The organism is Cupriavidus sp. YAF13 (assembly GCF_052113425.1).
GTDB lineage: Bacteria > Pseudomonadota > Gammaproteobacteria > Burkholderiales > Burkholderiaceae > Cupriavidus.
In genome coordinates, this window is the sequence record NZ_JBFRDD010000043.1 from 17369 (window position 1) to 40443 (window position 23075).

Annotated in this window: 31 protein-coding genes and 3 pseudogenes; 25 read left to right on the forward strand and 9 right to left on the reverse strand. The window is 62.3% G+C overall.

What is annotated here, in order from left to right:
- Positions 1 to 13 precede the first annotated feature (13 nt).
- Together AB4061_RS28810 and AB4061_RS28815 are read right to left on the reverse strand one after the other, a co-directional pair.
- Positions 14 to 457: a nucleotidyl transferase AbiEii/AbiGii toxin family protein gene (locus tag AB4061_RS28810; RefSeq protein WP_441639646.1), complete on the reverse strand. Its 444-nt coding sequence runs from the start codon at positions 455 to 457 to the stop codon at positions 14 to 16.
- Positions 450 to 1070: a type IV toxin-antitoxin system AbiEi family antitoxin domain-containing protein gene (locus AB4061_RS28815; RefSeq protein ID WP_441639647.1), complete on the reverse strand. Its 621-nt coding sequence runs from the start codon at positions 1068 to 1070 to the stop codon at positions 450 to 452. The genes AB4061_RS28810 and AB4061_RS28815 overlap by 8 nt, the downstream gene beginning before the upstream one ends.
- A 712-nt stretch (positions 1071 to 1782) precedes the next feature.
- On the opposite strand from AB4061_RS28815, the gene AB4061_RS28820 reads away from it, so the two are divergent.
- The 4 genes and pseudogenes from AB4061_RS28820 to AB4061_RS28835 form a co-directional block, all read left to right on the forward strand.
- Positions 1783 to 2196 (forward strand): IS1096 element passenger TnpR family protein, encoded by a 414-nt coding sequence (locus AB4061_RS28820; protein ID WP_441639648.1) that lies wholly within the window; start codon positions 1783 to 1785, stop codon positions 2194 to 2196.
- A 12-nt stretch (positions 2197 to 2208) separates the two neighbouring features.
- Positions 2209 to 2622: pseudogene (locus tag AB4061_RS28825) on the forward strand (DNA-binding protein); the annotation flags it as partial.
- 250 nt (positions 2623 to 2872) lie between these two features.
- Positions 2873 to 3133 carry an H-NS histone family protein gene (locus AB4061_RS28830; RefSeq protein WP_441639649.1) on the forward strand — a complete coding sequence of 87 codons (261 nt, stop codon included), beginning with the start codon at positions 2873 to 2875 and terminating at the stop codon, positions 3131 to 3133.
- Between the two features lie 21 nt (positions 3134 to 3154).
- A pseudogene (locus AB4061_RS28835) lies at positions 3155 to 3319 on the forward strand (ISKra4-like element ISBte1 family transposase); the annotation flags it as partial.
- An 82-nt stretch (positions 3320 to 3401) separates the two neighbouring features.
- Here the strand turns inward: AB4061_RS28835 and AB4061_RS28840 are convergent.
- Positions 3402 to 3698: a hypothetical protein gene (locus AB4061_RS28840; protein ID WP_441639650.1), complete on the reverse strand. Its 297-nt coding sequence runs from the start codon at positions 3696 to 3698 to the stop codon at positions 3402 to 3404.
- Between the two features lie 639 nt (positions 3699 to 4337).
- Here AB4061_RS28840 and AB4061_RS28845 point away from each other — a divergent pair.
- From AB4061_RS28845 to ybgF, 7 genes are all read left to right on the forward strand, one after another.
- The gene (locus AB4061_RS28845) at positions 4338 to 4763 is read left to right on the forward strand and encodes a hypothetical protein (protein WP_441639651.1); all 426 of its coding nucleotides are present in this window, start codon (positions 4338 to 4340) and stop codon (positions 4761 to 4763) included.
- A gap of 347 nt (positions 4764 to 5110) precedes the next feature.
- Positions 5111 to 6265: an ATP-binding protein gene (locus AB4061_RS28850; protein WP_441639652.1), complete on the forward strand. Its 1155-nt coding sequence runs from the start codon at positions 5111 to 5113 to the stop codon at positions 6263 to 6265.
- A gap of 284 nt (positions 6266 to 6549) precedes the next feature.
- Positions 6550 to 6834, forward strand: coding sequence for a hypothetical protein (locus AB4061_RS28855; protein WP_441639653.1), 285 nt, complete (start codon positions 6550 to 6552; stop codon positions 6832 to 6834).
- Between the two features lie 10 nt (positions 6835 to 6844).
- Positions 6845 to 8191 carry an MFS transporter gene (locus AB4061_RS28860; protein ID WP_441639654.1) on the forward strand — a complete coding sequence of 449 codons (1347 nt, stop codon included), beginning with the start codon at positions 6845 to 6847 and terminating at the stop codon, positions 8189 to 8191.
- Positions 8188 to 8487 (forward strand): CocE/NonD family hydrolase, encoded by a 300-nt coding sequence (locus AB4061_RS28865; RefSeq protein ID WP_441639655.1) that lies wholly within the window; start codon positions 8188 to 8190, stop codon positions 8485 to 8487. The genes AB4061_RS28860 and AB4061_RS28865 overlap by 4 nt, the downstream gene beginning before the upstream one ends.
- A 53-nt stretch (positions 8488 to 8540) precedes the next feature.
- Positions 8541 to 8792 (forward strand): H-NS histone family protein, encoded by a 252-nt coding sequence (locus AB4061_RS28870; RefSeq protein WP_441639656.1) that lies wholly within the window; start codon positions 8541 to 8543, stop codon positions 8790 to 8792.
- Positions 8793 to 8924: 132 nt separating this feature from the next.
- The gene (gene ybgF, locus AB4061_RS28875) at positions 8925 to 9509 is read left to right on the forward strand and encodes a tol-pal system protein YbgF (RefSeq protein WP_441639704.1); all 585 of its coding nucleotides are present in this window, start codon (positions 8925 to 8927) and stop codon (positions 9507 to 9509) included.
- Positions 9510 to 9516: 7 nt separating this feature from the next.
- On the opposite strand, the gene AB4061_RS28880 is transcribed toward ybgF, so the two are convergent.
- On the reverse strand, positions 9517 to 9825 hold the full coding sequence (locus tag AB4061_RS28880) for a hypothetical protein (RefSeq protein ID WP_441639657.1): 309 nt from the start codon (positions 9823 to 9825) through the stop codon (positions 9517 to 9519).
- A 261-nt stretch (positions 9826 to 10086) separates the two neighbouring features.
- On the opposite strand from AB4061_RS28880, the gene AB4061_RS28885 reads away from it, so the two are divergent.
- The 3 genes from AB4061_RS28885 (at position 10087) to AB4061_RS28895 (ending at position 11470) form a co-directional block, all read left to right on the forward strand.
- Positions 10087 to 10383, forward strand: a complete 297-nt coding sequence (locus tag AB4061_RS28885; RefSeq protein ID WP_441639658.1) for a type II toxin-antitoxin system Phd/YefM family antitoxin — start codon at positions 10087 to 10089, stop codon at positions 10381 to 10383.
- Entirely contained in the window at positions 10337 to 10639 is a 303-nt protein-coding gene (locus tag AB4061_RS28890; protein WP_441639659.1) for a Txe/YoeB family addiction module toxin, read from the forward strand. The genes AB4061_RS28885 and AB4061_RS28890 overlap by 47 nt, the downstream gene beginning before the upstream one ends.
- 138 nt (positions 10640 to 10777) lie before the next feature.
- Positions 10778 to 11470, forward strand: a complete 693-nt coding sequence (locus tag AB4061_RS28895) for an IS6 family transposase (RefSeq protein WP_441639660.1) — start codon at positions 10778 to 10780, stop codon at positions 11468 to 11470.
- Positions 11471 to 11689: 219 nt separating this feature from the next.
- Here the strand turns inward: AB4061_RS28895 and AB4061_RS28900 are convergent, their stop codons facing one another.
- The 5 genes from AB4061_RS28900 to AB4061_RS28920 all read right to left on the reverse strand — a co-directional run bounded on the left by AB4061_RS28900 (position 11690) and on the right by AB4061_RS28920 (position 14091).
- On the reverse strand, positions 11690 to 11938 hold the full coding sequence (locus AB4061_RS28900; RefSeq protein ID WP_441639661.1) for a hypothetical protein: 249 nt from the start codon (positions 11936 to 11938) through the stop codon (positions 11690 to 11692).
- Between the two features lie 91 nt (positions 11939 to 12029).
- Positions 12030 to 12740 carry an SDR family oxidoreductase gene (locus tag AB4061_RS28905; protein WP_441639662.1) on the reverse strand — a complete coding sequence of 237 codons (711 nt, stop codon included), beginning with the start codon at positions 12738 to 12740 and terminating at the stop codon, positions 12030 to 12032.
- 104 nt (positions 12741 to 12844) lie between these two features.
- A complete protein-coding gene (locus AB4061_RS28910; protein WP_441639663.1) occupies positions 12845 to 13192 on the reverse strand; it encodes an MTH938/NDUFAF3 family protein in 348 nt (115 codons plus the stop codon).
- Between the two features lie 36 nt (positions 13193 to 13228).
- Positions 13229 to 13423, reverse strand: a complete 195-nt coding sequence (locus AB4061_RS28915) for a hypothetical protein (RefSeq protein ID WP_441639664.1) — start codon at positions 13421 to 13423, stop codon at positions 13229 to 13231.
- 227 nt (positions 13424 to 13650) lie between these two features.
- Entirely contained in the window at positions 13651 to 14091 is a 441-nt protein-coding gene (locus AB4061_RS28920) for a hypothetical protein (RefSeq protein WP_441639665.1), read from the reverse strand.
- A 272-nt stretch (positions 14092 to 14363) separates the two neighbouring features.
- Between AB4061_RS28920 and AB4061_RS28925 the strand changes: the two genes are divergently transcribed.
- From AB4061_RS28925 to AB4061_RS28975, 11 genes and pseudogenes are all read left to right on the forward strand, one after another.
- Entirely contained in the window at positions 14364 to 14528 is a 165-nt protein-coding gene (locus AB4061_RS28925) for an FmdB family zinc ribbon protein (RefSeq protein WP_441639666.1), read from the forward strand.
- 260 nt (positions 14529 to 14788) lie between these two features.
- Positions 14789 to 15817 (forward strand): annotated as a pseudogene (locus AB4061_RS28930) (IS630 family transposase).
- A 256-nt stretch (positions 15818 to 16073) separates the two neighbouring features.
- Positions 16074 to 16547, forward strand: coding sequence for an SUF system Fe-S cluster assembly regulator (locus tag AB4061_RS28935; RefSeq protein WP_441639667.1), 474 nt, complete (start codon positions 16074 to 16076; stop codon positions 16545 to 16547).
- A 23-nt stretch (positions 16548 to 16570) separates the two neighbouring features.
- Positions 16571 to 18019, forward strand: a complete 1449-nt coding sequence (gene sufB, locus AB4061_RS28940) for a Fe-S cluster assembly protein SufB (RefSeq protein ID WP_441639668.1) — start codon at positions 16571 to 16573, stop codon at positions 18017 to 18019.
- A 78-nt stretch (positions 18020 to 18097) separates the two neighbouring features.
- Entirely contained in the window at positions 18098 to 18868 is a 771-nt protein-coding gene (gene sufC / locus AB4061_RS28945) for a Fe-S cluster assembly ATPase SufC (RefSeq protein WP_441639669.1), read from the forward strand.
- Entirely contained in the window at positions 18865 to 20196 is a 1332-nt protein-coding gene (sufD, locus tag AB4061_RS28950) for a Fe-S cluster assembly protein SufD (RefSeq protein ID WP_441639670.1), read from the forward strand. Before sufC ends, sufD begins: the two co-directional genes overlap by 4 nt.
- Positions 20193 to 21461: a SufS family cysteine desulfurase gene (locus AB4061_RS28955; protein WP_441639671.1), complete on the forward strand. Its 1269-nt coding sequence runs from the start codon at positions 20193 to 20195 to the stop codon at positions 21459 to 21461. The genes sufD and AB4061_RS28955 overlap by 4 nt, the downstream gene beginning before the upstream one ends.
- Complete coding sequence (gene sufU, locus AB4061_RS28960; RefSeq protein ID WP_441639672.1) at positions 21461 to 21910, forward strand: Fe-S cluster assembly sulfur transfer protein SufU; 450 nt, start codon at positions 21461 to 21463, stop codon at positions 21908 to 21910. The genes AB4061_RS28955 and sufU overlap by 1 nt, the downstream gene beginning before the upstream one ends.
- Before the next feature lie 4 nt (positions 21911 to 21914).
- The gene (locus AB4061_RS28965) at positions 21915 to 22283 is read left to right on the forward strand and encodes an SUF system Fe-S cluster assembly protein (protein WP_441639673.1); all 369 of its coding nucleotides are present in this window, start codon (positions 21915 to 21917) and stop codon (positions 22281 to 22283) included.
- Position 22284: 1 nt separating this feature from the next.
- Positions 22285 to 22605 (forward strand): Rieske (2Fe-2S) protein, encoded by a 321-nt coding sequence (locus AB4061_RS28970; RefSeq protein ID WP_441639674.1) that lies wholly within the window; start codon positions 22285 to 22287, stop codon positions 22603 to 22605.
- A gap of 142 nt (positions 22606 to 22747) precedes the next feature.
- On the forward strand, positions 22748 to 22939 hold the full coding sequence (locus AB4061_RS28975; protein WP_441639705.1) for a DUF2905 domain-containing protein: 192 nt from the start codon (positions 22748 to 22750) through the stop codon (positions 22937 to 22939).
- Positions 22940 to 23075: the final 136 nt, after the last annotated feature.

The window sequence follows — 23075 nt, forward strand, 5'->3', positions numbered from 1 at the left end:
ACACCAGCATATTCTATCGAAGGCTTACTGCGACAGAACCTCCGTGACGACCGGCGAGCTGTGCGGTGGTACGCAACCTCAGACCTCCATAGTCAGTGTCCTCGCGAATCGCCTCTGCTCTCAGGCCCGCAGCGTCGAACGAGATGCCGTCGTCCGCAGCTAGCGCGCACACTTCGGCGAAGGTCGCTAACAGGTGGTCGGCTTCGGACTCGCCGAAGCCAAGGAAGTCGACGTCACGAGTTGGTCGATGCGGATCCTCGAACCAGCTTGTCATGAGCATCGCGCCTTTTAGCACAAAGCGGTCGCGGTGTACGGAGATGCCCAGTCGGAACAAGAGGCGCTCTATCGCATAGCGAGTGAGAAGCAAATCGAACTGCTGGCCTCGCTGGCGCGCGAGAGTCAGAAGTCGGGCGCGAACTGACGCACCAATGTCGCGAAGCGGCTTTTGCTCAGGCATGGGAAACCATTGCTGTTAAGTACGGTTCTAGAATCTTCCAGACACCGGCATCTGCTGCATGCTGGGCAATTTCTGCCGGAGTCGCTTTTTTCTGCATCAGGGCTTCGCGGAGCCCTTCTAGCGCGGTATTTAAGCCGACTTTCTTCCGGTACCGGAACAGGTCAGCAATCGTCCTGGCAACGCTAAAGACCGGAACCGATACGTTGTCGATCGCATGCCGCTCCGTGTCCGGGTCATCACGGGGGGCAGGAGATCGGATGAATCGGACCGGAGGATAGTCGAAGCTTGGCTTCCAGTCCTTCTGGCCAATAGCCATCCAAACCTTGGCTGGGATCTGGTCAGTTAGCTCATGGAAAGCCAACGCCGAAGTGAGGCAGATGACTCCGCTGGGCACAAGTTTTGACGCCAGCGCCAGGGTATGCTGTAGGCCCAGAGGAGCATCCGCGAGTTGGTAAACGCCCCGGGCCAGGCGAACTGCAACACCGTCGCGCTCAAGGCGGGCGATCGTCGTCGCTGTAACGCCGATCTCGCGCATCTCGCTTGCTCGCACCAGCCCTCTGGCTCGAAGTTGAGCTACTGCGCGCTCTCGCTGAGAGGATGAGGACGTTGACATTTTGATACAAAACCTCGGATGGTTTCCAATATTATCCGAGGTTTTGTATCATGGCAAGCTAGCCGTCATCCTCCGGTCTCCGACAGCGCACGTGCTTTGCAAGGCGCTTCTAACCTTCGGATACACCGCTATTCGCCAGACGGCTGGTTCTGGAACGGCTGCCCATTGGCCGCCCCCGTCTCCAGTAGCGCTCGCGCCTCACACGCCCTACGCAAGTCGGGATACCTCACCGAGATCGTTTCCAGGATGCGCAGGCGCAGAGCCTTCCGCGCCTCCCTTCTGGTTGTGTTGCAGCCATCATGGCACTTCGATGCCAACTGGCGGCTTGCGCCGCAGTCTCGGGACGGGAAAGTCCCTCCATTCGATCACCCCTGCCAGCGAACGATAGGGTCTTGCGTCTGTTCCGGGAAAACACCTTGAGCAGGCGCCCTCGCGAATGCATTGACATAACGCCCGTACCCCGAAATTTGGCTGGTTGCTGGGAGGTTATGTTGAATGGGGGAGGGGCGGACGTCTGTCGGCGCCGCCGGCACCTCAGTCGGCCGTCGACGCGCAGGCGCTCGACACGGCAGCAAAGTCGAAATGCGCGGCGGCATATATGGCATTGCACGCCCAGACTTCTTCGCCGTCCTTGTAAAAGGAGACCGCGCCAAAACGGGGGCGAACGACCGGACCACCGCCGAGAGGCCAATGAGGCACCTACAATGCGCGCATGGCTTCCGATCCTGGGGCGGCGACCTCCATCCTTCAACTTCGAATTGCTCTGCGCGGCCTAAGCCCGCCGGTTTGGCGACGCGTCCTCGTTCCCGAGCATTTGACGTTCCCACAATTGCACAATGTCATCCAGGTAGTCATGGGCTACCTAGACAACAACCGGCAGTTCATCGTGAACTACGGTGATCGCTATCGGCATGGGGATCCCATTGCATCAGGCTTCGTCGAATCTGCGGTCAATCAGGTGGTCAGCAAGCGGTTCGTCAAGCGGCAGCAGATGGCCTGGCGGCCTCGGCACGCGCACAACCTGCTGCAAATCCGGACGGCCGTGCTCAATGACCAACTCCGGTCTTACGTTGAACGATGGTATCCCTCCATCGCCGGCGAAGGAAACCATCGCCTTGCCGCTTAGTCAGCCCCCGGTTTGGCGCGGACTCCTTCCGACGCCGCTCTGCAGGCCACGCTCGCCGCCGACGTGGCCGCACTGCGTGCGCAGTTCCCCGAGACCCGCGCGCTCTACCGCGAGGTCTGCGCCCTGTTGTTCTTCCGCTATGGCATCACCCCCACCGCCAACAAGCTCTACGGCCTGGTGCACAAGGGCAGCATGGGCACGCCCACCGAGGTGCTGGCGCAGTTCTGGGCGGACCTGCGCGGCAAGATGCGCGTGACCATCGACCACCCCGGGCTGCCGGAGGCGCTCAAGGCGATCGCCGCCAATGCCGTGCAATCGATCTGGCAGGCCGCCAACGCGGCCGCCACCGGCGAACTGGCCGCCTTGCGGGCCGAAGCGCGGCTGCAGGCGAGCGAGGCGGAGGCGCAACGCGACCAGGCGCGCGCGGCGGTGGTGGTGCCCGAGGGCGGGGATTTGTCCACCGCGCGAGGGAACAAGCCTGTGGACAAGCCGCGCGGGGGCCGAGTGCCGGCGGCGTCAGCGGAGTTGACTAAAATTTAAGCAGCGAGCGCAGCCATGTCCTCCCGCCGCCACCGATTCTCGCCACAGCCATCCCCCATCAACCCTGACGTCCAACGCTGTCAGGCGACGGCAAGACGCCAGATCCGGCGCTGCCCCAAATCTATTCACCTACACCATGTCGATCGAAATCGAGCGCGCGCAAGCGATTACCTGGATCCGCATCCAGTTGGCCCAGCATGGGCTGAGCCTGGCTGACTTGCAGGCCGCCGGCTGCTTTGCCGAGCCGCCGCCGACCCCAACGCCAGGAGCGGCGCGCTACCGCAATGCGCACGGGCAGGGCTGGGACGGCCGCGGCGCCATGCCGGACTGGCTGCAGCGGGCGATCCACGCCGGGCAGACGATGGAACATTTCCGGGTAACCGCGACGCAGCCATAGCTGATCACTGTCGCAGCGCCGGAGTCCCGGCCGGCCGATCGTATGTTGAATTTCCTTCGACGTGAAGGTGTGCAACCTAGTCAACCGGTGACCTTCCTGTCGGACGGCGGGGATACCGTACGGTTTGCCCAGCTCGGCTTTGGTGACCGCGGTGAGTACGTTCTCGATTGGTTCCACATCGCCATGTGGGCAGGGGAAGTCCCTTCCATTCGATCACCCCGATGACGGCCTCCAACTCTGCGCTCGATCGGGTCAGCACGTATTGCCGCTACTTAACGTGCAGGATCACGAGTCCCTCTGAGATCGTTGGGGCACTTGCGCCGTTGCCTGCAGCGTTCTGTGCGATCCAATCCTTAGCCTTTTGGCTGCTTTCATCAACCCCAGTCTTGTCATTGCAAACGGTAACTGAGAAGCCAAATTCACCATCCTCGCTTCGGGCCAGTGTGTAGCTGACAAAGCCTTGGACCGAACGCATCAGCGATTCGATCTCAGGAGTGCGCCTCTCCAACAAATCGAAGAGTTCCTTAGCGCCTGCTCCCGAATATGCTCTTATTGCAGTGTGCATGATATATCACTCACTTTGATGCCCTGGAGTTGGCGCGAATACGGTGCTGGGTGGAACCCTTAGTCAATAGTCAATGCGGCCAAGAGGTTGTTCTACGCCCCGATTCATGTTGGCCAGTAGATGCCAGAAGGCTACTTTACATAGGAGCTGATTTGCATTCGGCCCCCCATCAGGAACAACTTTGGCGGCGAATAGAAAAAATGCCAATGATTTCCGGAGAATTTCCGTCTGTCCGCCAGCGGGCGAGGGAATTGAGGGCTATGAGTGACCTCCTGGTTCCTCCGGTCATCTGTACGAAGGTGTGCCGGTTCGTTCCGTCCTACCGCCAAATCTGGCCATCGACGAGAGCGGTGATGGATCCCTGGGCAGCGTGTCGTTTATTGAGCGCTTACGATGCTTCTGTTCCCATCGGATTGGTTGTGGCACTGGTGCTGTGGGGCGCCCCTCATCACACTGATTCGGGTAAGGTCGAACATCCTGTTGTCTCCTAGTGAACGCTTGTCGAGTACGATGCCCGGCGGCCGATTCCCGGGATAGCGCTGGCAGCGTTTGTCGACGGATGATCGGCGACCAAGTGCTGTACGGCCTCGGGATTACCCCGAGGAGGGCGTGCGTCAGGTCGAGGCGCTYGAGCGGCAGTTGCTGGAGCTGCGTACCCAGTTCTCGACGGAGCTGGAACGCACCCGCGAGCAGGTCGCCGTCGCGCAGGAGCGCGCCAGCGCCACCGAGCGCCGCGCGCTGCGCGAGATCGACCAGGAGCGCACGCTGCGCCAGAAGGCCGAGCAGGCGGCGGTGCAGGTGCGGGCGCAGGACGCCGCCGTGGCCAGTGCTGAGGCACGGGCAAGGCAGCACGCCGAGCGCGACACGCTCCGCCTGCAACTGGCACAGGCGCAACAGGCGCTGGCGGATGGGCAGGCGGCGCAGGATGCGCTGCGGGCGGAACTGGAGATGGCAGTCCGGCGCGCCGAGCGGGCCGATGCGGAAGCGGCCGCGACGCGCCGCCTGGCGCCGGCCCGGCGTCGGGCGCCGGCGGCGCGCACCAAGTTCAAGCCGGGGCCGGCCTGAGGGGGGGCGCCAGYGGTGTCGGATGGGATTTATCCACCGCGCAAGGAGACAAGCCTGTGGACAAGCCGCGCGGGGACGGCGGCCAAACTGGGCGCGGCCTTCCTTACGAGGAAATGTGGCGTTCCCGACTGCCGCCGTGCTCCCCCAAGGAGCCCTGGGATATACCCAGCGCCCGCCACGTCAGCGCTCCATCGCGACAGACTCGCTTCGCCCTCTAGCATGTGCTGCAAGATATACATAATGAGTGGCGAAACCGTACAGATGCGGCCCAAACTCCACAAATTGGCGACCTTGACTATAATCGACTATAGTTTGGTCTAATCGAACATATTCTAGGGACCGCGCGGATGGAAGTCTTCAAACGAGAGGCACTAGCAACAGAGTTGGCCACCAAAATTCTGACGGTCTCACCAACTTCCGCGTCCAGTTCCGGCCTTTTTCTGGCGGCGCCAAGACGAACCGGCAAGTCGACCTTCTTAAGGGAGGATCTGCGGCCGGCGTTGGAGAACCTCGGTGCCCTTGTAGTCTATGCCGATCTGTGGGAAGACCGCCGAGCTGACCCAGGAGAGGTCATTGTCGGGGCCGTGCGGGCCGAGCTCGCGAGCCATGAAGGCGTCATTAAGCGACTCGCTCGCTCTGCCGGAATGGAGAAAGTCGCGGTTGGCGGGATGTCGTTCTCCCTTGATCGGGTTGGCCTTGGCGAAGGGATTTCCCTGTCGGCGGCACTTGCCGCCCTATCCGATGAAGCGGGCAAGCCCATTGTGCTGGTAATCGACGAAGCGCAGCAAGCGATTGTCAGTGAGAAGGGGAACGACGCCCTGTTCGCGTTAAAGGCCGCGCGGGATGAACTGAATAGCAGCAGACATAAGGGTCTGCGAATCGTCGCGACGGGCTCCAATCGTGACAAGCTGGCCATGCTTCGCAATAGCCGAGACCAGGCGTTCTACGGAGCTCCCCTCGTCAACTTCCCGGCGCTGGACATGGCCTATGTCCAATGGTTCTGTGATCGACTTGACTTGGGAGCCAAACTCGACCCGGCAGAGGTGTTCGAGCTGTTCAAGCGAGCCGCTTTCCGCCCGGAACTGTTGGGTGCCGCGGCTGATGCGCTTCGGTTTGAATTCGGACTTCCGGCAGGAGACATCCCCGCGAGATTTGCGGCCGCGGTTGAAGAGCAGATCGCGGTCAGCAACACCGAACAGATGCGTGTGGTTCACAGTCTGACGCCGCTTCAATCCACAGTTCTTCGAGTCATGGCCGTTCGGGGGAGCAATTACGCGCCGTTCGAGGCAGCCACCATGGAGGCGTATGACGCCGTCTTGAAGGCGATTGACCCGGGCGCCGACGCGAGAGTCGATGTTTCGAATGCCCAGCAGGCGCTTTCTGCGCTCCAGGACAAAGCGCTTGTATGGCGGGCAGCGCGCGGCGTCTACGCGCTCGAGGAGACCGGATTGGCGAGTCTGATGCAGCAGGCGGGAATGCTGACGCCAGTGCCGGCGGCATAGGGGGCATGCCGGGATAAAGCCGGAAATGACACATAAGGCTGGAAGTAATAAAGAACGCGACTTTTATGTGCGCGACGGGTCGGCCGCTCGAGCGCTCGCTCTAGCGCAGCGAGCCGCGTTGCCCCGCTTCGTCCGCGTCTCATATTCGGGTGATTCCGAATCCCGGCCGACCCTCAATCCGATGTGGCCTCCGGTCTACGGAGGTTTTCGAGCCGTCTTACTTTTCGGTAATTTCTGGCCGCTGCGCGGGGTAGCGCGCCACCTATCGAACATTGGAGACAAAGATGAGTACTCAGCGCGAAGTTGAATTCCTGAGCCAGGGCATCAAGGTCCGCGGCGATCTTGTGTTGCCGGAAGGCGAGGGCCCGTTCCCTCTGCTGGTCATGGGCGGTGGCTGGTGCTACGTCAAGGAGATCGTGAAGAAGGGCGTGGCGGTGCTGCCCAACGTCTCGCACATGAGCCTGTACTCCAAGCAGAACGACTTGACAATCGCTGGCACCCTGGCGGCGGAGTTCGCAGCCGATCAACTTGGCGGTTCATCGAACAAGAAACCGGGCGCCAACGCCTGACGGGGAGTATATGACCGCACTTTCCTTTCCTGAAGATGGCGTTGTGGTGGAGAACCCCGAGGAAAAAATGCTCTTCTCCAAGATCAACTGGCACATCCTGCCCTTGCTGTTGGTTGCCTACTGCTTTGCCTTCATCGACCGGGTGAACATCGGCTTCGCTCAGCTTCAGATGAAGCATGAGTTGCATTTCAGCGATCAGGTCTTCGCCCTCGGCGCGGGCATGTTCTTCGTCGGCTATCTGCTGTTCGAGGTGCCGAGCAACCTGCTCCTGGAGAAGATCGGCGCGCGCAAGACCATCCTGCGCTTCATGGTGCTTTGGGGTGCCTGCGCCACTGGCATGGCCTGGGTCACAACACCCTGGCAGTTCTACATGCTGCGCTTCCTGCTCGGCGCCTTCGAGGCGGGCTTCTTCCCCGGCGTCGTCCTCTACTTTACCTACTGGTACCCGCCGGCCCGGCGCGGCCGGGCCATCGCAATGTTCATGACCTCTGCGGTCATCTCCGGCATCCTCATCGGCCCGATCAATGGTGCGCTGATAAAGTTCGGCAACGACTTTCTTGGCTACCAGGGCTGGCAATGGATGTTCATCGTCAATGGTGTGCCCTGCCTGCTGATCGGCTTTCTCTGCTACACCTGCCTGAGTAACAGCCCGGCTGAGGCCAAATGGCTCACCCTCGAGCAGAAGAGGCTGCTGGCCGATCGACTCGCTAGGGATGGTCGGACCGGGGGAGGCAGTCGCCACGGCGCTCTCGGAGCCCTGCTGCGCGATCCCAAGGTCTATGTGCTCTCGTTCATCTGTTTCCTGTACCTCGGCGCGGTCTACGTGCTGGTGTTTTGGGTACCGACGTTGATCCAAAGCTGGGGCGTGAAAGACGTCTTACACATCGGCATGCTGCAAGCCATCCCGAACGTCGTCGGCGCCGTCGGCATGATGCTCATGAGCCGCAGCTCCGACCGATACAACGAACGGCGCTGGCACTTCGTGGCCGGCGTGGCGTTGATCGCGACCGGCCTGCTCGGCATCGCTTGCCTGAACGGCGGCGTGGCCGTGTCGATCGCACTGCTCTCGCTCGCGACCATCGGCACGGCTTCCACAACGCCGATTTTCTTCTCCTTCGTCAGCGAGTACCTGCCGAAGGAACAGGCGGCCAGCGGCCTCGCGCTGGTGAGTTCGCTCGCCAACATCGCGCCGATGGTGACGCCCTCCATCAGCACCTGGCTGCGGACCTCGACGGGCAGCAACACGTCCAGCCTGCTCATGGTGGTCGCGCTCTATGCCGCCGCGGCCATCGTCATGATCTTCGCCGCCCGGAGGCCGAGGCTTCAATATCAAGTTCAAGGAGTATCCGCGCTATGACACAAGCAGCGGAAATTAGCGCCAACATGGCCATCGATTGGGACGTGCCGATCGAGATGGACGATGGCATCGTGCTGCGGGCCGACGTCTACAGGCCCATCGCGCCGGGCGAGTACCCGGTCATCATGACCTACGGCCCCTACGGCAAGGGCCTGTCCTTCCAGGAGGGCTACAAGACGCCCTGGGACCTGATGGCCGCACGGTATCCCGATGCGCTGGAGGCCTCGTCGAACCTCTACCAGGCGTGGGAGGTCGACCGAGAAGCCGAGCGACAAGCAGGGCGAACAGCAAGATGAAAAGCAGGGCGCGCCGACGGCCGCCTCGAACCCGGATGACGGCAGCGACAGCAGTGACAGCGAACAATGAGCGGGCGGAGGCGATTCGCTGGATCCAGGATCAGATGGCGGACTATGGGCTGACCATGGAGGAGCTGGAAGCGGCGGGATGCTTCGATCCGCCGTCGCCTCCGCCACCTCCGCCGCCGGCGGTCTGCTACCGCAACGCCGCGGGGCAGAGTTGGGACGGGCAGGGCGACATGCCCGACTGGCTGCAGCGGGCGGTCAATGCGGGGCAGAGTAAAGAGTTTTACCGGGTCGGGTAGTGATGTCGGTTATCAATGTGCGTAGGCAAACCTTGTAGAATTTCAAGCTAAACGCTTTCCCGTGCAAGCGAATCGGCGCGAACCCCTGTGCTCGAAATCTATTCGCACGCGCGCGCAACCGTTAGCGGCGGCATGCTGCCACCCACGCCGGCACACGCCGGCGTGTTCGACGATGAGCAGGCGCGCAAAACGGTCATCAACCTGCGCGACCAGTTCAACAGCTTCCAGGCCACGGCGACCCAGCGCATTGAGCAGAAGGACTATTACACCGACCTGGATGCGCGCCTGAAGAAGTTCGAGCCGCAGCACACTTCGGTCGAAGACCGCGAAGGCACGTCGCAGCCGGGCGAGAAGCCCGAATACGACGCCGCGCTCAAGCATTTCCAGGCGGGCGATTTCAAGAGCGCCGGGAATTCGTTCTCGTCGTTTATCAAGAAGTATCCGCAGAGCCCCTACCTGCCGCTGGCGCAGTACTGGCTCGGCGACTCGCTCTACGCGCAGCGCGACTACAAGGGGTCCACCTGGGTGCTGCAGAAAATGATCCATGCCAACCCGACGCATCCCAAGGTGCCGGACGCCATGATCGCGGTGGCCAATAATCAGTTCGAGTCCGGCCAGAAGGATGCCGCGCGCAAAACGCTGGAACAGGTGCTGGCCAAGTATCCAGGTACCGAAGGCGCGCGTGCGGCGAACAACCGGTTGAAGACGCTGAAGTAAGTGCGGGTCAGTTCGCGCTGGCCGTTGAGGCCGGCGCCCAGAAGGTGGTGCCCTGGTAGTGGCGGTCGCCCTTGGTCTGCAGGAAATAGCACTTCTTATCACTATGGTGACAATTTCCGGAAAACCTGTACGCCGGGACTTCCGCCCCGGCGACCGGCTTAGATGCGCTGATGGGCAATCCGCCGATAACGGCCGCGATCACGCTGTCGGACAGCACATTAACCGTCATTTGCACGCCCACGATGGGGTCATCGTGGTGCTGCGCGACCCCCTGTGCCTTCGCCCAGGCGAACGCAAACGCTTGGTCGGCGGTCATTGCGGCCGGCGTTTGCAGAGGTTGGAGGGTCACACTGTACAAATATACAGTATTAGGAGAATTCGCGCCGGGTTGGATTGTGCTTGCGCAGTCGTACCACGTTTTGTACAATGTTCGTAGTTGGATGTTCGCAGTAGAGCAGGACCGACTTTTCGGAACGTCCCGACCCCCATACCTTGTTACGGGATCAGGGCAGGCAGAAATGCCTGGGCTGTAGCGCCAATACGCCGCGCAGCTTGGGGTGCAAGTTGAGGTGTATCGATGAATATCCTGACTTTTAGCGAGGCGCGAGCCAGCTTCAAGCAGGCGTTGGATTCGGTTTGCAAGGACCATGAGCCCACTGTCATCACCAGGCAGCGGGGCGAGCACGTAGTGCTGCTCTCACTCGAGGATTACAACAGCATGCAAGAAACGCTGCACCTGCTGGGGTCCGAGAAGAATGCGCAGCGCCTGCGGGAATCCATCGCTGAGTTTCGAGCTGGCAAGTCCTCCATCAAGGAATTGGTGAGAAATGAGCCAGAAACAGAAGGCGAAAAACAAGGCCGCCGCCGAAAATAACTGCAAGGTCGCATGGACCACCCATGCCTGGGACGATTACCTGTACTGGCAGAAGATCGACCAGCGCATCGTCGACGAGATTAACGGTCTCATTGAAGAGATCGCCCGCAACCCCTTCACCGGCACCGGCAAGCCGGAGCCACTGAAGGGGGATTTGACGGGTTTCTGGTCCCGCCGCATCACGAAGGCTGACCGCCTGGTCTACATCGTTCAGGACGGCACCATTTACGTGATGCAGTGTCGCCAGCACTACTGAACCTTGGGGGCGCTTCGGCGCCCCTTTTTCATATCTCCCTGTGGAAACGGCCCGGCGGCGTCGCACCAGGGGGTTCTGTCGCAGTAAGCCTTCGATAGAATGTGCTGGTGTCAGACTCAGCGAGTGTTGGTGGCGGCCATGAATCCGGAAGTGGCGAAGGTCTTGAAGCGTTTGCATTACCCGCTGGAAGTGATGCTGACCTGCGTGCGCTGGTACGTGGCCTATCCGCTGAGCCTGCGAGATCTCGACGAGATGATGGCCGAGCGTGGCGTCTCGGTGGACCATTCGACCGTGCACCGCTGGGCACTGAAGTTGCTGCCGGCGTTGAACAGGATCTTTCGCTCTCACAAGCGCCCGGTGGGCAAAAGCTGGCGCATGGATGAAACCTACATCCTGGTGCGCGGCCAGTGGAAATACCTGTACCGGGCGGTCGACAAGGCCGGCCATACCATCGATTTTCTACTGCGCGTCCAGCGAGACAAGGCAGCTGCTCGGCGGTTCTTCGAGAAGGCCATCGCACAGCACGGCCAGCCCGACACGGTCACCGTCGACGGCAGCCCGGCCAACTTGGCGGCCCTGCACGACATCAACGCCGAACGGGAAACGCCCATCGCCATTCGACAGGTCAAGCGCCTGAACAACATCGTCGAGCAGGACCATCGGGCGATCAAGCGCATCACCCGACCGATGCTTGGCTTCAAAGCCTTTCGATGCGCGCGCATTGTCCTTGGCGGCATCGAGTTGATGCATATGATCGCCAAGGGGCAGATGCACCGTTCCGGTGGGGCCACCGTGTCCGCTGCACAGCAATTCTATTCCCTGGCCTCATAAGCCAAGATTCACTGCGGCCTTCTTGGCGACTGATCTCTCTTACTGCGACAGAACCGTGACGGCGTCTCCCCGACGCCTGCCTCTGCGCGGTCCATCGGCCCCGCTCCAGATCGATCAACGATCAGCAACGACGAGCGAAAGGGCCGCCCATCTCAAGTGCGGGGGCCATGCTGCACAAAAAGCGCCCCCGGATTTGGCCACTCCCGATTCCGATCCCGTTCAGCCGAACGTACCTCGCGCCAGATCTTTTTCAAATTCGATGGTCCAAGCGGTGCCATGTCCGATTCGGTATTCCCTTTCCTTGAGCGTCGACTTGCGGATGATGGTGACATAGCCCTGGAGAGGGTAGACCTCGTCGACGACGTCGGGCGTGTCGGTTTCCTGAAGCAAAAAGTCGGCTTCGGCAAGCTGGTGACGATGCAAGATAGCGACGAAATCCGCTTTTTCGTCCGGTGCGATCACTGACATTTGGCGTCCCCCGATATTGAACGCTCGACTTTTCCAAGATAGCACAAGCGTCAACGCTGCAGTGGCAAGGCGCGCGTTCGGGCGCGCCACGCTACCACGGAATCGGCTGGCGATCGCGAAAAAAGCCACCGCTGGGTCCGGCTTCAGGCAGCGTCGCGAGCCAGACGACGGTGTCGATGCCATGCTCGGGAGAACGCGGTGCATCGGGGCCACCCAGGTCGGTCCGGCACCAGCCAGGGCACACCGAGTTGACCTTGACGCCGCTGTTGGCCATCTCGGCGGCGAGGATGCGCGTGACGGCATTCAGCGCCGTCTTTGAGATACGGTAGGCCGGCACGCCGCGGGTCATCTCCGCGAGCTGGCCCATGTCGGAAGCCAGATTGACCACCCGGCCGGCGCGGCTGGCGCGCAGCAGGGGCGCCAATGCCTGTGTGACCCGCAGCACGCCGAAGAGATTTGTCTCCAGGGTGGTGCGCAAGGTCTCGAGCGGCAGTTCGAGCAAGTTGGCGCTGTCGTGATCGAGCAAGACGCCGGCGTTATTGATCAGCACGTTCACGCGGCCGAAGCGTTCGGCCAGCCACTTGGCCAGCGCGGCCACCGAATGCGTGTCGGTGACATCGAGCGGCCGGCATGCGAGCGAGTGGCCGGTAAGCGCGAGCCGGGCTCGCAACGCATCAAGGTCCGCCGGCTTGCGCGCCGTGGCAACGACCAGGTGGCCTTCCACGGTGGCCAGATGGCTCGCGGCTGCGCGGCCCAGGCCGCGACTCGCGCCGGTGATGACGGTGATCGGTTGGCTGTCCATGCTGGCGCCTCCTTATCGGCGAGGGCGGCATCGGCGTCGGACATCATGGCCACCCGGCGCATGAAGCAAGCGGCCAGTTCGATGCTGGCGTCAATACATTGTGTCTAGCAGGTGAGGTGCAGGATCGCATTGGCGCCGCGGGGGTGCTCCGCCAGCCTTGCGATGGCTTCGGCGGTTGGAAGAATGACCAGTTTGACGTGGCGATGCCTGGCCTCTCGCTTCACATCTTCCATCACCGGCAATGCACCGGTGCCGGTGCCGATAACCAGTTGGCTGCAATTCCAGGGTATGTCTTCCCTGACTGATAGCGGTGTGTGCCCGAAGGCTTCGCGGAATTGCCTGGATGGCCTCTTCTTTCGCTTGCGAACCTCACCCTGATCGATGACCACGTCATGCTGATAAGTCACGCCGTCAATACAGACGGACCCAAAGGAAAATGCTTCGAAGCGCATACGTACCTCCACTGGGACGCGGGCGGTGACAGTGGCTCATGATTCGTTCTTGTGTAGCTTGCCGGTGCTGGTTACAGCAACCACGTCCAGGTCGAAGAATGGGCTGTCCTGGGGCGGCGGTGGCAATCCCGCGCCCCAGGCGCTGATGGCAAGCTTGATGTATTCGGCCATCTGCTCGTCCGAGACGTCCTTGGGTTGGTCAATGATGACCACGTACCGATGATTGCTCATGGTGCATCCTTATCGGCTGGCAGCGAAGCCTGCTCCAGGCTGCCATGCTGCCGCGTTCTCGCTTGGCATGACGCCGCGATTGCCCTTCATGTTCTGCGCCGCCGTCACGCGAGGTATTGCCTGTTACGCTTTGAGTATAGGGGGCACACCTGGCCGCGCACCCTGCAAGCTGGGGCAGACCGTTCCCCGCTGGAGCGGGCGCGGGCAGCGGCCATGGATCGCGTGTCCTAACGCTTGCGATGCTTCCCGGCGCGTGGCGCATCGTCGGCAGGATCGGGAATCAGGTCCTTGTCCAGCACGTCATCGATGTTGGGCGGCGCAGGCGGGTGCTCTTCGCGCTCCGCGCTCCGGTCCGCCCGGTCCGCGGGGGTATCCGCGGGAATACTCTCGGCGGCGCGCGTGATCTCGTTCATGCTTTCTTCTGGCGCGTCATCCTCGTTTGGGTCATGGCCATGGGGGAAATCGATCGGCTCCGCCGCCCGTTCGGTGAATTCGTCAACGGCCTCCTCGATGTTCTCCCACACGTCTTCCAGTTCAGTGGAATCCAGGATGCTGGGAATGGTGCGATCCGTGCGCGGCCGAACCGGATCACCGGTTCGCCGCGTCTTGCCAGAGTCCACCTTGTGCGGCTTTTTCATCGTCAACTCCTGACCGACGATCGTGGCCATGCTTTGTGCAAGCACGCGTATGTTTCAATAATAAGCACGCAAAGAGCGCGCTGTGAAGCGTAGGTGCCTGATGTGGTACCGGGGTGGTACCGGGCATGCGAGACTGCCAGGAGATCCGCCAGGACGGAAACCCGGGAACGCCATGGAAAAGATATTCCGTTATCGCCTTTGCTGCCCGAGACGGTATCCTAGAATGGAGTGCCGAACTGCCGGAAGTCGCTGGCATCGCAAGATGCAGCGAGTCCGTGCACCAAGCAGGCTGGAGGCGCGTCATGCCCACCTATCAGTACCGTTGTGAGAAATGCGGTGAGGTTTTCGACCGCGCGGAACATCTCGCCGAACATGAAATCGCCCACCCATCTTGCCCCAAGTGCGGCAGTAAAACGGTACAGCACATGCCGACGCCGTTTGTTGCGAAGACGGCGAGAAAGAGCTGAGGTCTGCCCAGCCTTGATGGCGAGGGCGAAATCGTGACGGTTAGGGGACGGATGCCGTAGCAACCGGGATTCCGCTGCTGGCCGCCATGTTCGCGGGCTGCCTGGCCTACCTTGCCATGTTGCCCGGCTGGGTGTTGTGCTAGTGTAGTGTTGCATTCTTGAATGAACTTACGATGCTCGCATGCCTCCAATGTTCAACTTCGGAGCAGAGTGGAGAGCGCGAATGCGAGTTGCCCCTGAAATTGTGCTGACCGACGAGGCTGGTTCGTTCGACGCTTACCAGCGTGAGGCTGGTGCAGCGTGCGCGTATCGTGCTGCTTGCGGCTGAGGGGATGCAGAGCAAGGACATTGCCGAGCAACTGAGCGTGGGCCGGGTGCAGGCCTCGCGCTAGCGCGAGCGCTATGCCCAGTCGCGACTCTCGGGCATTGAGCGTGACCTTCCACGTGGAGCGCCGCCGGTAAAGGTGGACGTCTCTCGCCTCGTGGAGCTGACCACCCAGAGCAAGCCCGAAGCGGCCACGCACTGGAGCACTCGCAAGATGGCTGTCGAGTTGGGTGTTTGCGCGGCCAGCGTCTCACGGCACTGGCGTGCCAACGGCCTGAAACCCCATGTTGTGCGCGGTTTCAAGGTCTCGCGCGATCCGAAGTTTGTCGAGAAGCTTGAAGATATCGTGGGCCTGTACATGTCGCCACCCGAGCACGCGCTTGTGCTGTGCTGCGRCGAGAAGAGTCAGGTGCAGGTGCTGGACCGCACACTGCCCGGGCTGCCCCTGAAGAATGGGCGCGCGGCAACCATGACCCACGACTACAAGCGCAATGGCACGACCACGCTGTTTGCCGCGCTCAACGTGCTCGATGGCCAGGTCATTGCCCAGTGCCAGCAGCCCCACCGCCATACCGAGTGGTTGAAGTTCCTGCGCAAGATCGACCGTGAGACGCCCAAGGACAAAACGCTGCATCTGATCGCCGACAACTACGCCACGCACAAGCATCCTGCGGTGCAGGACTGGCTGGCAAAGCATCCGCGATTCAACATGCACTTCACGCCTACCTCGGCGTCATGGCTGAACATGGTCGAGCGGTTCTTCCGCGATATCACGACCGAGCGACTTCGTCGCGGCGTATTCACCAGCGTGCCGGAACTGATCGCCGCCATCAATGGGTACATCGCTCACCACAACACCAACCCCAAGCCGTTCATCTCGACCAAGAGCGCTCGCGACATCCTGCAGAAGGTCATTCGCGCCAACCGCCGCTTAAGTTCCAAACAGAATGCAACACTACACTAGGTTCATGCCGGCTCGCAGGCTGTGCCACCGACAGAGGTCTCCTTCATCACCATTGGGTCCACATAGGCGGCGACCATCCGAATCAGGCTCTGCGCCAATACGCTGAACCCGACATGCTCTGACTGCCGGCCGAGTCACGCGTGACTTGCCGGATTCGATAAGCGGGGGATTGGAGGTCGCATTGCGGCGGAACCCTTCATAGGAACTATACAGGACCATATCAGTTCTAATTGGCAGGGAGTAGCTTGGGGTAAAGATGCTCAGACTAAGCAAACTGACCGACTATGGCACGGTGATCATGACGCACATGGCGCGCGATCCGGGCCGGATCTGCAGTGCCGCCGAGGTTGCGGCCGAGATTGGCGTGTCGATGCCCACCGCGAGCAAAATCCTCAAGATGCTTGCGCGGCAAAAGCTGCTGCATTCGCTGCGCGGCGCGAAGGGCGGTTACCTGCTGGCGCGGCCGCCGCAGGAGATCTCGATCGCGCAGGTGATTGACGCCATGGAAGGCCCTGCCGGCATGACCGAATGCAGCATTGCGGCCGGCTTGTGCGCCCAGGAAGGAATGTGTTCCGTCCGTGCGAACTGGCAGCGAATCAGCCTGGCGATCTTTCATGCCCTGGATGGCGTAACGCTGGCGGACATGACGCAACCGACGTTGCATCCGGTGGATATCGGCGCGCTGCACGCCTGGAAGGCGGCCGGCCGTAGTAAGCAGGCGTTCGAGTGACGCAAGGCGACCGAAGGCAGAACATGGCAACCCCCGCACACAAGCTCGACGAACTGATCAGCCAAGGCTATCAGCACGGCTTCTACACGTCCGTGGCAACGGACACGGTGCCGTGCGGGTTGAACGAGGACGTGATCCGCATGATCTCGGCCATGAAGGACGAGCCGGAGTTCATGCTTGAGTGGCGCCTGAAGGCCTATCGTCATTGGCTGACGGTGTCCGAGCCGCACTGGGCGACGGTCAGGCACCCGCCCATCGACTATCAGGCAATTGCTTACTATTCCGCGCCAAGCTCCCAAAAAGCCGGGCCCAAGACGCTGGACGAGGTCGATCCGGAGTTGCTGCGCACCTACGAGAAGCTGGGCGTGCCCTTGCGGGAGCGCGAGTTGCTCGCGGGCGTCGCCGTGGATGCGGTATTCGACAGCGTCTCGGTCGCAACCACCTTCAAGGCGAAACTGGGCGAGCTCGGCATTGTTTTCTGTTCGTTCTCGGAGGCGGTGCGGGAGCATCCCGAGCTGGTGCGGCAGTACCTCGGCACGGTAGTGCCTTACACCGACAACTACTTCGCCACGCTCAACTCGGCGGTGTTCAGCGACGGGTCGTTCTGCTATATCCCGCCAGGAGTACGCTGCCCGATGGAGTTGTCCACTTACTTTCGCATCAATGCCCAGAAGACCGGCCAGTTCGAGCGCACCCTGATCATTGCCGACGAGGGCGCCTATGTCAGCTATCTGGAAGGCTGCACCGCGCCGATGCGCGACGAAAACCAGCTGCATGCCGCGGTGGTGGAACTGATCGCGCTGGAAGGTGCGCAGATCCGGTACGCGACGGTGCAGAACTGGTATCCGGGCGACAAGGATGGCAAGGGCGGCATCTATAACTTCGTGACCAAGCGCGGTGACTGCCGCGGTGCCTGCTCGAAGATCTCGTGGACCCAGGTCGAGACCGGATCGGCCATCACGTGGAAGTATCCAAGCGTGATCCTGCAGGGCGACGACTCGGTCGGGGAGTTCTATTCCGTGGCGCTGACCAACCACTACCAGCAGGCCGACACCGGTACCAAGATGACCCACCTCGGCAGGAATACCCGGAGCACGATTCTCTCCAAGGGCATTTCGGCCGGCCACGGCCAGAACGCCTATCGCGGGCTGGTGAAGGTGGCAAAGAACGCCGGCGGCGCGCGCAACTACTCGCGGTGCGACTCGCTGTTGCTGGGTGACAAGTGTGCGGCCCACACCTTTCCCTATATCGAGGTGAAGAACGCCACCGCGCGCGTCGAACACGAGGCCTCCACCTCGCGCATCGGCGAGGACCAGCTGTTCTATTGCCAAAGCCGCGGCATCGGCCCCGAAGACGCGGTATCGATGATCGTGAACGGCTTTTGCAAGGAAGTATTCAAGGAACTGCCGATGGAGTTCGCGGTGGAAGCGCAGAAGCTGCTGGGCGTCAGCCTGGAGGGAAGCATCGGCTAAGAGGGGAGCGCGCGGGACGCGCTACCTCGGAGCCGCATTGGCGTCGTGTCGGAGCCACATTGGAGCAAGAGGCCAGCCATGCTTGAAATCCGCAACCTGCACGTCTCAGTCGACGACAAGCCCATCCTGCACGGCATCGACCTTACCGTGAAGGCTGGGGAAGTGCACGCCATCATGGGCCCCAACGGCTCCGGCAAGAGCACCCTTGCCCATGTGCTGGCCGGACGGGACCGCTACGTCGTCGTCGCGGGTGAAGTCCTCTACGATGGCGCGAACCTGCTCGGCATGCCGCCCGAAGAGCGGGCACGCGCGGGTGTCTTCCTGGCCTTCCAGTATCCGGTGGAAATCCCCGGCGTCTCGAACATCTATCTGCTCAAGGCAGGGCTCAACGCGATCCGCAAGCATCGCGGCGAGCCGGAGCTGGATGCCATGGACTTTCTCGCGCTGGTCAAGGACAAGCTCAGGCTCATGGAGATGGACCCAAGCCTGCTTTACCGCGCCGTGAACGAGGGCTTTTCCGGTGGCGAAAAGAAACGCAACGAGATCCTGCAAATGGCGGTGCTGGAGCCACGGCTCGCCATTCTCGACGAGACCGATTCCGGCCTCGACATCGATGCGCTCAAGATCGTCGCCAGCGGCATCGGCGCCATGCGCGGCCCCCAACGCGCCATCGTACTGGTTACCCACTACCAGCGGCTGCTCAATTACATCGTGCCGGATCGCGTGCACGTGCTGGCGCAGGGCCGCATTGCCAGGTCCGGCGGGCCCGAGCTGGCGCTCGAACTGGAGCGTCATGGCTACGTGGGGATGGAGGCGCCGGCCTTCGCTGGCGTGGAGGCCTCGGCATGAGCGCAACCGGCGTGGAACACTATCTTGCCGAATTCGCCCGCGTCGAGGCTGCATTGCCCGGCCGGCGGCTGCCCTGGCTTGCGCGCGCGCGCAAGCAGGCAATGGAACACTTCGCGCAAGCCGGGTTGCCGACGCTGCGCCACGAGGACTGGAAATACACCAGCGTGGCCGCGATCGAGCGAAGCCGCTTTGCCGCGGGGCCGGCGCAGTCTGGCGACAGGCCGGACGCCGCCCTGGCTGCGCGGATCGAGACGCTCGCTTTGCCCGGCGCGTACCTGATGGTATTCGTCAATGGCCGCCACCAGCCGCAATGGTCGCGTATCGGTGTGCTGCCGGCAGGGGCTGAACTCCTCAGCGTCGCCGCCATGCTGGAGCGCACACCGGAGCCTGTGGAAGCGCTGCTTTGCCGCCCCGCGAGCGACTACCCGTCCGGCTTCGCTGCCTTGAACACCGCGTTCATGGCCGATGGCGCCTATATCCGCCTGGCCGCCGGCACCGCTGCCGACGCGCCGATCCACCTGCTGTTCATCGCCACCGAGCCGGAGCTGGTCACCCATACGCGTAATCTCGTGATGGCGGAAGAAGGCAGCCGTGTGTGCATCGTGGAGCACCACGTGGGTGTGGACGGCCTCGCTTATTTCACCAATAGCGTTACCGACATCGTCGCCGCGCGTGGCGCGCACGTCGAACATCACAAGGTGCAGCAAGAGAGCCTCAAGGCGTTCCACATCGCTGGCGTGAATATGGACCAGCGGCACGGCAGCCACTTCACCTCCAGTGCGTTCGCCCTGGGCGGCGCTCTGGCGCGGGCCGACATCCAGGTCGGGCTGAATGCCGAGCGCGCCGAATGCTCGCTCGACGGGCTGTACATGACCGGCGGCCGGCAGCATATCGACCACCACACCCGCATCGACCACGCCAGACCGGAAGGCAAGAGCCGCGAGTTCTATAAAGGCGTGCTGTCCGGCGCCTCGCGCGCCGTGTTCAACGGCAAGGTGGTGGTGCATGCCGATGCCCAGCGTACCGATGCGCACCAGTCCAACCGCAACCTGCTCTTGTCCGAGCATGCCGAAGTCGACACCAAGCCACAGCTGGAGATCTACGCCGACGACGTCAAATGCAGCCACGGCGCCACCGTCGGCCAGCTCGATCCCGAGCAGATTTACTACCTGCGCTCGCGCGGGTTGGACGATGCGTCGGCGCGGGCGCTGCTGACCTTCGCCTTCGCCGAAGAGATGGTCAACCGGCTAGGCGTGGTTTCCTTGCGCGCGCGGCTGGAGACGCTCCTGCGCGGCCACTTGCCCGAGCCGCTGAGGGTGCTGACATGAACACGGTCGCGTATGAACTCAGGGCCCTGTGGGGTACGGCACCGGCCGCTGGCCTGGACGTCATGCGGCTGCGCTGGGACTTCCCCATCCTGCGGCAGACGGTCAACGGCAAGCCGCTGGTCTATCTGGACAACGCCGCCACCAGCCAGAAGCCACAGAGCGTGATTGACTGCGAGGCGCATTACTACGCCGCGCTCAATGCCAACATCCATCGTGGCGTGCATACCCTGAGCCAACTAGCAACCGATGCCTACGAGGCGGCGCGCGACGCTACGCAAGGCTTGATCCATGCGGCCCGGCGTGAGGAGATCGTGTTCCTGCGCGGAACCACGGAGGCGATCAACCTGGTGGCGGCGAGCTACGGACAGCGCCTGCGGGCCGGCGACGAGATCCTGATCAGCGCGATGGAGCACCATTCCAATATCGTGCCGTGGCAGATGCTGTGCGAGCGCACAGGTGCCATCCTGCAGGTGGCGCCGATCAACGATGCGGGCGAACTGCTGCTGGAAGAATTCGAGCGCCTGCTTGGCCCACGCACCAGGCTGGTTGCCGTGACCCATCTCTCCAATGCCCTCGGCACGGTCAACCCGGTGCGGTACCTCATTGAACTGGCACATGCCAGGGGCATTCCGGTGCTGGTCGACGGCGCCCAGGCCGTGCCGCACTTCAAGGTTGACGTGCAGGCGCTGGATTGCGATTTCTACGCCTTCTCGGGGCACAAACTCTACGGCCCCACCGGCATTGGCGTGCTCTACGGCAAGGCTGCGCTACTCGATGCCATGCCGCCTTACCAGGGCGGGGGCGACATGATTCGCGAGGTCACATTCCGCAAGACCAGCTACAACGAGCTGCCCTTCAAGTTCGAGGCCGGCACGCCCAATATCGCCGGCGTGATCGGCCTGGGCGCGGCGATCGACTATGTGAGCGCGGTTGGCCTGGAAGCCATCGCGGCCCACGAGCACGCGCTGCTCGCCTACGCCACCGGGCAGGCGGCGCAGATTGCCGGCCTGCGCATCATCGGTACGGCCGCGGAAAAGGCGAGCATTCTCTCGTTCGTCCTGGATGGCGTGCATCCCCATGATGCCGGCACCATCCTCGACCTGGAAGGCGTTGCGGTCCGTGCGGGCCACCATTGCGCGATGCCCGTGATGGAGCGGTTCGGTGTGCCTGCCACGGTGCGGGCATCCTTCGCGCTATACAACACGCGAGAGGAAGTGGATGCGTTGTTCCGTGCCGTGCGCAAGGCACAGGAGGTATTTGCCTGATGTCCGATCTACTCGATCTTTACCGGGAAGTTGTGGTCGACCACAGCCGCTCGCCCCGCAATTGCAGGCGGCTGACGGGGGCGAACCGCAGCGCCGAGGGGTTCAACCCGCTGTGCGGTGACCGGCTGAGGCTGTACCTGAAGGTCAGCGATGGCGTGATCGAGGATGCGAGCTTCGAGGGTTCCGGCTGCGCTATCTCCACCGCCTCGGCGTCACTGATGACCGAGGCGCTCAAGGGTAAGACCGAGGCGCAGGCGCAGGCGCTGTTTTCCGGCTTCCATTCGCTCGTGACCGGATCTGGCGCGGAGCAGGCCGGCGCGCCGCTGGGCAAGCTGGCGGTGCTGGGCGGCGTACGGGAGTTTCCGGCACGTGTGAAGTGCGCGACGCTGGCCTGGCATGCCATGCAAGCCGCCTTGCAAGGCAGCGCCCAGCCGGTCTCAACGGAGTGATGCGATGAGCATGATCGATTGGCTGCGCAAGGCCGAGGCGCATGAAGACAGGCTCGAGCCTGGCCCCGACACGATGGAGGGCCGGGTGATAGAGGCGCTGCGCACCGTCTATGACCCGGAGATCCCGGTCAATATCTACGACCTGGGACTGGTCTACAGTCTGTCCGTGGACGAATCCGCCGGCAAGGTGGGCATCCGCATGACGCTGACCGCGCCGGGCTGCCCGGTGGCGCAGACCTTCCCCGGCGTGGTCGAGAGTGCCGTCATGGAAGTTGGCGGCGTGGATGAGGTCGAGGTTGAACTGGTATGGGATCCGCCTTGGTCGCGAGAGCGGATGAGCGAGGTGGCGCGGCTGGAACTGGGGTTGCTCTGAGATGAGCGAATGGATCGATGTCGCCGCGGCCGACGAATTCGCGCCCGGGACGTGCCGCACGGTTGACGTCGACGGCTTGCAGGTCGCGGTATTCAATGTGGGTGGCCACTACTACGCGGTCGAGGACATGTGTTCCCACGAGGCGGAGCCTCTCTGTGGCGGCGACGTCGAAGGCCAGGAGGTCGTCTGCCCGCGCCACGGCGCGCATTTTTCCCTCATCACGGGGGCGGCGCTGTCTCCTCCGGCATACGACCCGGTGGCGATTTTCCCGGTCCGGGTCGTGGGCGGCAAGGTGCAGGTCAAGGATGATCGCTGGGACTAGGTGGCAACGTGCTTCATCTCCAATCCCAAATCCCTCTTCAGCTTTCCGGGCAGCAGCTTCGGTTGGCAGCCGCACGCTACGCGACGTCGGCGAGAGCGGATACCGTGCACTATCCAACATGCGGAGGTCGGCCATGTCGCGCATGCTTATCGTCCTTGGCCTGATCGTGGTAGCTGGAGGACTGCTCTGGCCCTGGCTGTCCGGGCTCGGATTCGGTCACTTGCCCGGGGATATCGTTATTCATCGTCATAATTTTCACCTGTACCTTCCGATTACGACTTCGCTGCTCGTCAGTGCGGCGGCATCGTTCATTCTTTGGTTAATAGGTCGGTGAAGCGGGCACCTAGTCTGTTACCCGGGTGTCGGCGCGTGATTGCGGCAGGAACCGCACACAGTTGACCGGCCTTCCCGCAAGACCAGCCTCTCTTAGGGCCGAACCGCCAATCCGCGGGCTGTAGCGTTGTTGTTCG